Source organism: Mycoplasma todarodis (assembly GCF_004335995.1).
Classification (GTDB): Bacteria; Bacillota_I; Bacilli_A; order Mycoplasmatales; family Metamycoplasmataceae; genus Mycoplasma_K; species Mycoplasma_K todarodis.
Window position 1 is genome coordinate 1 of the sequence record NZ_PSZP01000024.1, and the last position, 9706, is coordinate 9706.

The 9706-nt window shown below is 32.5% G+C and carries 10 protein-coding genes and 1 pseudogene; 7 read left to right on the plus strand and 4 right to left on the minus strand.

Annotated features, from left to right (window positions below):
• From C4B25_RS05010 to C4B25_RS03170, 6 genes are all read left to right on the plus strand, one after another.
• The coding region (locus C4B25_RS05010) for an OB-fold nucleic acid binding domain-containing protein (protein WP_335904861.1) at positions 1 to 388 on the plus strand (388 nt) is incomplete at its 5' end.
• A complete protein-coding gene (gene lysS / locus C4B25_RS03150; RefSeq protein ID WP_335904862.1) occupies positions 364 to 1296 on the plus strand; it encodes a lysine--tRNA ligase in 933 nt (310 codons plus the stop codon). The genes C4B25_RS05010 and lysS, both read left to right, overlap by 25 nt.
• A 19-nt stretch (positions 1297 to 1315) precedes the next feature.
• Positions 1316 to 2146 (plus strand): HAD family hydrolase, encoded by an 831-nt coding sequence (locus C4B25_RS03155; protein ID WP_131613603.1) that lies wholly within the window; start codon positions 1316 to 1318, stop codon positions 2144 to 2146.
• Positions 2147 to 2234: 88 nt separating this feature from the next.
• Positions 2235 to 3062, plus strand: coding sequence for an HAD family hydrolase (locus C4B25_RS03160; protein WP_131613604.1), 828 nt, complete (start codon positions 2235 to 2237; stop codon positions 3060 to 3062).
• Between the two features lie 82 nt (positions 3063 to 3144).
• Positions 3145 to 3969, plus strand: coding sequence for an HAD family hydrolase (locus tag C4B25_RS03165; RefSeq protein ID WP_168380686.1), 825 nt, complete (start codon positions 3145 to 3147; stop codon positions 3967 to 3969).
• Positions 3970 to 4053: 84 nt separating this feature from the next.
• Positions 4054 to 4878, plus strand: coding sequence for an HAD family hydrolase (locus C4B25_RS03170; protein WP_131613606.1), 825 nt, complete (start codon positions 4054 to 4056; stop codon positions 4876 to 4878).
• Between the two features lie 18 nt (positions 4879 to 4896).
• Here the strand turns inward: C4B25_RS03170 and hinT are convergent, their stop codons facing one another.
• Genes hinT through C4B25_RS03185 form a run of 3 tightly spaced genes read right to left on the minus strand, consistent with a single transcriptional unit; the run spans position 4897 to position 8612 of the window.
• Positions 4897 to 5253: a histidine triad protein HinT gene (hinT, locus tag C4B25_RS03175; RefSeq protein WP_131613607.1), complete on the minus strand. Its 357-nt coding sequence runs from the start codon at positions 5251 to 5253 to the stop codon at positions 4897 to 4899.
• Positions 5254 to 5289: 36 nt separating this feature from the next.
• Positions 5290 to 6627: a HinT-interacting membrane complex lipoprotein P60 gene (locus tag C4B25_RS03180; RefSeq protein ID WP_131613608.1), complete on the minus strand. Its 1338-nt coding sequence runs from the start codon at positions 6625 to 6627 to the stop codon at positions 5290 to 5292.
• Positions 6627 to 8612, minus strand: coding sequence for a HinT-interacting membrane complex protein P80 (locus C4B25_RS03185; protein ID WP_131613609.1), 1986 nt, complete (start codon positions 8610 to 8612; stop codon positions 6627 to 6629). Before C4B25_RS03185 ends, C4B25_RS03180 begins: the two co-directional genes overlap by 1 nt.
• Before the next feature lie 72 nt (positions 8613 to 8684).
• On the opposite strand from C4B25_RS03185, the gene C4B25_RS03190 reads away from it, so the two are divergent.
• Positions 8685 to 9434, plus strand: a complete 750-nt coding sequence (locus C4B25_RS03190) for a LicD family protein (protein WP_131613610.1) — start codon at positions 8685 to 8687, stop codon at positions 9432 to 9434.
• A 26-nt stretch (positions 9435 to 9460) separates the two neighbouring features.
• Here the strand turns inward: C4B25_RS03190 and C4B25_RS04730 are convergent.
• Positions 9461 to 9706, minus strand: a pseudogene (locus C4B25_RS04730) (glucose-6-phosphate isomerase); the annotation flags it as partial.

Genomic DNA, 9706 nt, shown 5'->3' on the forward strand with positions numbered 1-9706 from the left:
AGTAACAGGACGTATGATGGGTTCAAGAGGACCTTTCATCGTTGCTAAAGATCCTTCAGGACAACTACAAGCATATATTGCTAAAAAAGAATTCCCAGAGATGGCTGAACTAACAAAAACATTAGACACAGGAGACTACATCTGATTTGAAGGTGAAGTAATGAAAACAAACACAGGAGCAATTACAATCCGTGCTTCAAAATTCATGTTACTTTCTAAATCACTAAGACCTTTACCTGAAAAATTCCACGGACTTCAAGATGTTGAAGAAAGACGTAGAAGAAGATATGTTGACTTAATCATGTCAGAAGAAACAAAAAACAGATTCTGAGATTCTGAACAAGATCAAAAGTTATCTCAGGAATTAGAAGTTACTTTGATGATTTAGGATACATGGAAGCTGATACTCCTGTATTACAACCAATCCTTGGTGGAGCATCTGCAAAACCATTCTCAACACACTTTAATGCTCTTGATATGGAATTCTACTTACGTGTAGCTACAGAACTTCCTCTTAAAAAATTAATCGTTGGTGGAATTGAAAGAGTTTACGAAATTGGTAGATTATTTAGAAATGAAGGTGTTGATGCAACTCACAACCCTGAATTTACAACAATCGAATTCTATGAAGCTCATTCAGATCTTGCAGGTATGATGAAAAGAACAGAAGAACTATTCCAATTCTTAGCTAATAAACTAGGTAAAGATAAAATTATGTTTGACGGTAAAGAAATTAACGTTTCAGGTGAATTTGCTAAAGTTAATATGGCAGAATCAGTTAAAGAAAAATCAGGTGTTGATTTTACTGCTGAAATGACAATCGAAGAAGCTAGACAACATGCTGTTGACCACAAAATTAAAATTGAGAAATACTTCTCAATCGGTCACATCTTAGAAGCGTTCTTTGAAGAATATGTTGAAGAAACATTAATTCAACCAACATTCGTTTATGGACACCCAATTGAAATCTCTCCTCTTGCAGCTAAAAATCTTGATGACCCAAGATTCACTGATAGAGCAGAACTATTCATCAATGGTAAAGAGTTCGCAAACATGTTTACAGAACTAAATGATCCAATCGATCAATTAGAAAGATTTGAAGCTCAACTTGCTGAACGTGAAGCAGGTAATGATGAAGCCAGTGAAATTGATATGGACTTCGTTGAAGCATTAGAACACGCAATGCCTCCTGCTGGTGGATGTGGAATCGGAATCGACAGACTTGTTATGTTATTCACAGATTCACAATCAATCAGAGACGTATTACTATTCCCTCACTTAAAAAATAGAGGTTAGGAATTAAAAAAGGAAAATTATGAAAATTAAAGCATTTGCATTCGACATGGACGGAACATTATTACGTTCAAATAACTTAGGCGTACACCCAGAAACAATGGAAGCACTTAAAGAAGCTAGTGAAGCAGGTTACGAGTTAATTCTTGCAACAGGTAGACCAGTTTGTATGACAGCTCCAACTGCAGAAGAAATAGGAAATGTTTCTTACTTAGTATCAAACAATGGTGGAAGTTTATATGATGTTAAAAAAGATGAAAACATTAGTGAATCATTCTTAACATTTGAACTATTTGAAAAAGTTATAGCATTAGCAAAAGAAACAAAATCATTCTTTGCTATGTCAACAACTAATAAAATTTATAGAGAAAACTTCTTCGATGAAGTGAATACACCAGAATGAGTAAAAACATCATTCAATGAAGCAAGTAATAAACCAGATGAAAAAGACTGTGTTTATGAAGCGGCTAGAACTGAAAAGATTACTCAACTAACAATTAAAAATTCAAAAGAAATTGTTGCAGCTCAAAAAGAAGCATTAAAAGATGAACTATCAAGTGAAGCATCAATGCATATCGCTAATGAAGTTTATTTAGATATTAATCCAAATAATGTTTCAAAGCTTACAGGAATTACAAAAGTTGTTAATAGAATGGGTATTGATATTTCTGAAGTAATGGTTTTCGGAGATTCAGGAAATGACCTTCAAATGATTAAAGGTGCAGGTTATGGTGTTGCTATGGAAAATGCAACAGAAGAAGCAAAAGCAGCAGCAAAAGAAGTTATTGGTCATCACGATACTAATGCAATTGGTATGAAGATCAAAGAAGTTCTTAAAGCTCAATCAAAATAAGCGTTGGCTTATTTTTTTATACTTTTATCAAAAACACGAAATAAAACATATAATTAAAATACAAAATATTTAAAACACGGGAGTTAATATGAAAATTAAAGCATTTGCATTCGACATGGACGGTACATTATTATTACCAGATAGTTCAGGTCCACATCCAGAAACAATGAAAGCACTTAAAGAAGCGCATGAAGCAGGGTATAAGATAATTCTTGCAACAGGTAGACCAATATACCAAACAAAGGCAACAGCAAGCTCTATCGGCTTTGTTTCATACATTGTAGGGAACAATGGAGCAAGTTTATACAACTTAAAAGCTGAGAAGAACATTAGTACAAACTTTTTAACAGAAGAACTATTTCAAACAATGGTTAAAATCGGAGAAGAAACAAAATCATTCTTTGTTATGTCAACAACAGAAAATGTTTATAAACTAAACTTCTACGACGGAACAAATGTTCCTGAATGAGTAACAATGTCAGTTAATGACTTTGGGGAACCAGATAAACGTGAAGATGTTGAGAAAGCAGCTAGAACTGAAAAGATCACTCAACTTACAATCAAGAATGACAAAGAATTAATTCTTGAAAAACACACTGAATTAAAAGCTAAATGAAATGAAAAAGTTTCAATGCATATTGCAAATGAAGTTTACTTAGATGTTAATCCATTGGGAGCTTCAAAACTTACAGGTATTGAAACAGTTCTTAAGAATGATGGCATTGATGTTTCTGAAGTTATGACATTTGGTGATTCAGGAAATGATATTCAAATGATCGAGGGTGCTGGATATGGTATTGCTATGTCTAATGCTACTGAAGGAGCAAAAGCAGTTGCTGATGAAATTATCGGACATCACAGCACTGATACAATTGCCGTTAAACTTAGAGAAGTTATTAAATCTCAATCAAAATAAGCGTTGCTTATTTTTTATTACTTTTTATTGAATAGCAAGAAATACCCTTATAATTTATTTACACAAGAAAGAGGGTAGAATTATGAAAATTAAAGCATTTGCATTCGATATGGATGGAACATTAGCGATTCCAGAAGGGTATGAAGCACACCCAGAAACAATAAAAGCACTTAGAGAAGCTCAAGAGCAAGGATATAAGATTATTTTTGCAACAGGTAGACCTTTATGCTTTGCGATGCCAACAGCCAAAGAAATAGGTGGAATCTCGTATATTGTTTCAAATAACGGAACAAACATTTATGAAGTAGAAACAGGTAAGAACTTAAGTGATTCACACCTTAATGCTGAATTATATAAAGAAGTTATTAAAAAAGCGAAAGAAACAAAATCATATATTTCAGTTTCAACTGTTAACGATGTGTATAGAGAATACTATCACCCAACAGATAAAGATCCTAAATGATTAAATGATTTTAGATTCGAAGGTATTGATCAACCAGTTGAGTGATTTGAACAAATCATCAATGAAGAAAGGATTTCACAAGTATCATTAAAAAATACTGGTGAAGTTATTGAAGAACTAGCAAAAGAATTAAGAGAAAAATTTGGTAAAGAAAATGCAATCCATGTTTCTAACTCAATATTCCTTGATGTCAACCCTAACGGAGTTTCAAAGCTTACAGGTATTGAAACAGCTGCTAATAAAATGGGAATTGATATCTCAGAAGTTATGGCCTTTGGTGATTCAGGGAATGACCTTAAGATGCTAGAAGGTGTTGGTTATGGTGTATGTATGGGTAATGGTTCAGATGAAGCAAAAGCAGCAGCTGATGAAGTTATTGGTGCAAACGACACTGACGCAATCGCTAAAAAAGTTAGAGAAGTTATGGCGACTCAATCAAAATAAGCAACATGCTTATTTTTTAATAACACTTTAACATTTTGGGTTAATAAGAAAATATAATATAACCATTACAACAAAGGAGAAAAAATGAAAACTAAAGCAATGGTTTTCGACATGGATGGAACTTTGTTAATGTGTAATGGTTATGACTTGCACCCTGAAACACTGGGAGCGCTTAAAGAAGCGTATGATTCTGGAATTAAATTAATAATTGCAACAGGTAGACCACTTCGTTTTGCTCTACCAATAGTTGAAGAATTAGGATGTTTTTCATACATAATCACAAATGATGGTTCAAATTTATATGAACTCAAAACACAACAAAGCACAAGTAAAGCACATGTCGAAAAAGAAATATACTTATTAATGGTTAAAAAAGCAATTGAAACAAATTCATATATGTTTGTTTCAACAGGTTCAAACATATATAAAGAGTTCAATTACTCACACGAAGAAGTCCCCAAACAATTTATTAAATTAAGGCGAGGGGAAAACTTTGATGCAACAATAGAATGATTCGAAAATATAATCAACACTGATACGATCTCACAAATAACATTGAAGAATAAACCTAAGGTAATTCAAAGGATAACGAATGAGATAAATGAAGAGTTAGGGGACAAAGTTCTTGAACATTACCCTACAAGTCATTATCTTAGTGCAATGTCTTCAAAAGCCTCTAAACTAACTACTGCAAAGGAGTTGGTTGAGTCTATAGGAATTAAAATATCAGAAGTTATGGCTTTCGGTGATTCAAGTAATGATATAAAGATGTTGGAAGGTGTTGGTTACGGTGTATGTGTTGGTAATGGGAAAGAAACTGCCAAAGCTGTAGCTGATGAAGTTATTGGTTCACACGATACTGACGCAATCGCTAAAAAAATTAGAGAGGTTATCTCTAATTCTAAATAAGCCTTGGGCTTGTTTTTTTTATAATGAAATTTTGATTTCATCTCTCTTTATATCTTTTTGTGTTTCTGTAGGAATAATGTGGATGTGAGTATGGAAAACTTCTTGTCTTGAACTTTTTTCATTATTTACGTGTAATTGGAAACCATCAACATCAAGTAATTCAATAAGTTTAAGAGCAATGTCTTGTGACTTATCCATTACATAAAGTAAGTCATCTTTCTTGATATCTTTTAGGTTTCTTGAAAATGTTTTGGGTATTACTAATGTGTGTCCAGTTGTAACTGGGAATAAATCTAGGATAGCAATTATTCTGTCATCTTCATATACGATGTCCGCAGGTAATTCTCTATTAATTATTTTTTCGAATATTGTCATGTATGAATTATAAAAAAAGACAAAGAAAAAAAGACATTATTTTTTAATAACATCTTTTCCTAAAAGTATTTCTCTAAGATCTTCATTATCTGTTCTTAGGTGGTATTGTCTAATGTCTAACATGAATTTTCTTGCATTAGTAATTAATCCTGAGTCAGCTTGTGCTAATGTAAAGATTAATTTTTGACCGTTTTCAGTAACGTTTTTCTTATCTTTTGTTAATAAGAATGAATCTAATCTTCAGAATGATTTATCATTATCAATTTCTCCAGCCTTTTTAACATCGTCGATTTGTTTTCCATTACTATCTTTAGCATCAAATCATGGTAAGAATTGCATTGCATAAATTGAATCAGTTGATTTTTCTCCAATGATTACGTGTGCTTCGTTTTCAATATTACCATCTTTGTTAACTCAACCAGATTCCGATTGATTGTCTTTAAGTCTTTTTCTTAAAGCTGAATCAGAATAGTCAAGTTCACCTTTTGAAATCCCTGCTGAAGAGATTCCTTTAAAGTTGTAAAGGTCACCTAATTTATCAGTTAGTGTAGGGTGAGTTTTATCTTTGTTATCTTTTGCAGTTTCTAATCAGTTATCTTTAACCAAGTTTGGTTTTTGTAGAGAGTGTGCACGTGGGTTTAGTGCGTTGAATTCTGCTGCGCTTTTAATAACCTCTTGTGAGATTGGTCCACGATCAAGTTGATCTGTAACACTTTGTTTTCAAATAAGTGTTGGAGTATTTTCTTTTAAGTATTTTTCGAAGAAGAAATATTGATCTGTTCTATCGTAGTTTTTAGGTTCGTCTTTTTCTTTCTTGTAAACCTTTTTGAATTCTGATTCTTTGAAAGAAGTAAGGTATCTTTGAACCATTAATAAGTTTTCAAGTTCTAATCCTCATTTAAGAGTTGGTTTCTTTTTCATTATTTCTTGAGCAAGTTCTCAACTTGGGTAAGTTTTAGCTTTAATATCATCACCAGTTTTTAATTTAATTTCTTTACCATCAGTACCTGAGATTCAAACTTTACCATTTGTGAAGTCAGCATCATCTCAAGAAGCACCACCACGGTCTCCTTCAGCTTTTAATCCTTTAACTTGATCTGCTCAATAAGTATTTGAAGTCATAATTTTTGAAGCAGCTCAGAATTTTCAAGCAGCCTTTAAATTCTTTTGGTATTCTTTTTCACCAAATTCATTTTTGTTAACAGCACTTAAGTATGTTTCTAGTAGGTAATCACTACCACTTTTAAGGATTGAATCCTTTTGGTTTTCTTCAGCTGTTTTTTCACTGTTACCACATGATATTGCAACGGCAATAGGAGCAGAAATAGTCACTAGAGAAGCGAAAGGTAAGATTATTTTTTTATTTAACTTCATTATTTTACCGCCCCTTCTTTAGCAATAGCAATGGCAGCATCATAAATGTTATCCATTGAATCTGTTCAAATCTTTTCAGCACCAGTTTTACCAGCAAATATTGTTTGGTTTTTATAAGCGTTATCTAATCAAGTACGTAAACCTTGAGTAGCAGCATTAGCTCTTGAAGCGGCAAGTGTTTTTTCATAACCTTTAACCGCTGTATTTTTAATATCATCAATATCTTTTTGAGTATAGTCAGGATAATCATTTCCATCAGCTTTACCATTATAGTTTGGTTGTTCTTTTAATCATTTGATAAAGTCGGTATTACCTAATAGAGACTTAACGATTAGCATTTTGTTACTTGAGTATTTATTAATTTCTGAAATAACTTTAAAGTATGCGCTATCTCCTTTTGTAGTTCTTCTTACATCTGATTGAAGCATCTTGCTTAGTTCATCTGAGTCGGTAACCATGTGTTTAGAGATAATGTGTACACCAAATTTTGAAGCAACGACATATTTATCTTCTCCACCAGTTGTTGTAGATTTAATTCTATAAGCAACATTTCTTTCTTTATTGTTTCTTCCTACTGAGAATGCATCACGGAATTGACGACCAACGATTTGTGCAGCTTTTGTGTCACCAACAACTTCTAGAACACCTTTTAAGTTTCTTACTCATTCTTTTGAGTTAGCTCCACCATCAAATGTTGGGTTTCCATCCGCTTCTTTTTGAAGAGCGTTAAGGATTTGTTGACCTAAACCATCTAATGGGTTTTTATCGAAAATGTCAAATTGACCTTTACCTTTCATTTCATCGTTTAGTAATGGGAATCCAAATCCTGGGTCCATTCCTTTAATGTAAGAAAGTTCATCCATTAGACCAAGAGAACCACCAGTTTTTTGAGTTGAAGGTTGATTTCCAGCAACCATTTTTAGAAGCGCTTCATCTTTATCTGAAACACCAAACTCTTGAACTTCATTATCTTTCTTAACCTTGTTGTATTGTAAACCTTCAAAGCTTCCTAAATTATCCATAGCAGCTTTAGGTTTATCAGTACTTTTTTCGATTGACATTAATCATTTTTTAACATCAGGCATTTTTACTTTTCAAGGTGCAAGTGTTTTAGCAGCATCAGGCACTGCGGGGATTAAGAAGTGGTTTACGACCATTGGGTCATATTGGTTGATATAACCATTTCCACCTTTTTTACCAATCAGTTCTGAAGGATTTTTTTTATCGACAACAAATGAACCTGTTGAAACAACAATAACCTTTTGTGTGTTTTCTAGTGAGTCATAGCTACCAGATTTATCAGCAGAGAATACATAACCAGCTTTTTTAAGATTTCACAATCAAGCTCAATCTTTTTGATCTTTATCATTTTTGGCTGGGTTTCCTCTCTCGACATCAGCTTTTGTTCAAGTATCTGAATCCTTTTTAATTGTGTAACGAGCGTATGCACTAGTAACAAGTTGTTTTAGAACCATGTTATCTTTTGCTTGTTCGTCAGAAGTTGCGTTTCCATATGTTTTATTTGTAGAAAGTTCAGTTTTTCAAGCTTCTTCATATCCGTGACCATGTGCTTGCATAAATGCTTCTTTTTGATCATCGAATTCTGCTTTAACTGATTTTTCGATATCTTCAATTGTTTCTAATGATTTAAGGTCGGCATCTTCTTTTTCCTTTTTAGTCATTTGAGCTTCACGGATATCTTTAATATGTTCTGAACCTTTAACTTCTTTTTCGTATAGTCATCTTGCAGACTTCTTGATAATGTCTTGAACTTTTTTGGCAGTTTCTGATTGGTTGTTGGCAACTAAGTCTTTGTAAAAACTGTCAAGTGCAACTTTACCAATTGTTTTATCTCCATGTTTAAAATCACTTATAAGTCCGTCGTCAACTTTAGCGGCAGCTGATGTACCACATGAAGTTGCAAAAAGAGCTACAGCACTTATTGCACCAAGCGAACTTAAAGTTGTTAATGTTTTTTTCTTCATAATTATTCTCCTTAAGGGTTATTTTCTTTTAAATTATACCTTATGTTTTAAATTCCTATGTAAAATATATGTATGACAAATCGTAAAAAAGAACTGATAAAACACTTAAAAACATTCATTAATATATGTGAAAAAAATGACATTTGATATGCTGCAGCGAGCACTACATTAAGGGGTGCAATCGCTATTAAAGGAATGATTCCATCAAATGAGAAGATTGAATTGATGATGACAATTGAGTCATATGGAAAACTAAAAGAGATTGCTGAAGAATATTTAATTGATGGCTCAATGGATAATTCTTATCCTTCTATTAACCCTAAATTTATTCCGAAATATAGTAAATTTAATGAAACAAGTGTCTTTATTGACATTTTAATCATTGTGCCAACAACAATACAAAAAGTTAAAAAATGAAGTAATTTTAGTCATAAGAACAATTTTTTAATGAAAAAACTACATTCTGATTACACACCTTATAATTCAAAAGAGAAATTCTTGAAGGGGTTAAGTTGACCTTTTAAAAATCTTTATAAACAACTAACTTTCCAAGCGGCGTACAACAAACTGTACTCACAAAAGAATGAAGGTTTCTATTTAATTCATAGACCAAGTTGTAAAGATTTCCAACATTGAATTCCACATTTAACACTTAATGTAGAGAAAGCAGAATATGAAGGAATTGAAATAAATATACCTGCAGAATATAAGACTGTTCTTGAGGTTAAATATGGTAAAAACTATAATAAAATAATTGATAGAAAAATTGAAGCAGAATGAATAAATTCCGTTTCAATGAGAAAAATTGGAAAACAAAAATAGCGATCATTCGCTATTTTCTTTATTTATTATTTAACTTCGTCTTTAACGTATCCTGGTTTTTCTAATAGTTTGAACATGTTAGATTTGTAGATTTCTACACCTGGTTGGTTAAATGGGTTAACTCCTAGTAAGTATGCAGACATAGCACAAGCTCTTTGGAAGAAGTAGAATAGTTGTCCAAGGTTTTCCTCGTCCATTTTTCCAACTTCTAAGTGGATGTTTGGAACTTTACCAATGATAGCGTGGGCGTCAGTAACACCTTCGAATGCGAT